Annotated in this window: 1 pseudogene; it reads left to right on the forward strand. The window is 70.9% G+C overall.

The features are described from left to right. Window positions 1-415, forward strand: a pseudogene (locus tag AA75_RS52850) (glycosyl transferase); the annotation flags it as partial. Between the last annotated feature and the right edge of the window lie 60 nt (window positions 416-475).

The following is a 475-nucleotide window of genomic DNA, read 5'->3' on the forward strand; positions in this document are numbered from 1 at the left end:
GAACGGTGCCCAGGTCAGCAGCGAGGTCGCCGCGCTGCTGAAGCAGGATGCCGGTTTGTACACCTGGGTGGCCGCCGCAGTCGGTTCGCAGAACCAGGCCAGCTACCAACTCGCCACCGGTGAGCCGGTGATGGCGCTCGGCGGCTTCAACGGCACCGACCCGTCGCTGAGCCTGGAGGCCTTCCAGCAGTACGTCGCCGAGGGCAAGATCCACTACTTCATCGGCGGTGGCGGCATGGGCGGAGGCATGGGCGGCGGGATGCGCGGCGGTACGACCGGCGGCGCGGGCGGCGAGGGCGCCTCCGCCACCGGCTCCTCCGGCAACGACTCCTCCAAGATCACCGCCTGGGTCGAGGCCAACTTCACCGCCAAGACGGTCGGCAGCACCACGCTCTACGACCTGACGGCGAAGTAGCACCACACGTCACGCCCCCCGCACGCGGACCGGCCCGTCGGAGCACCCCTCCGACGGGCC

The organism is Kitasatospora sp. MBT63, from assembly GCF_000710465.2.
Taxonomy (GTDB): Bacteria; Actinomycetota; Actinomycetes; order Streptomycetales; family Streptomycetaceae; genus Kitasatospora.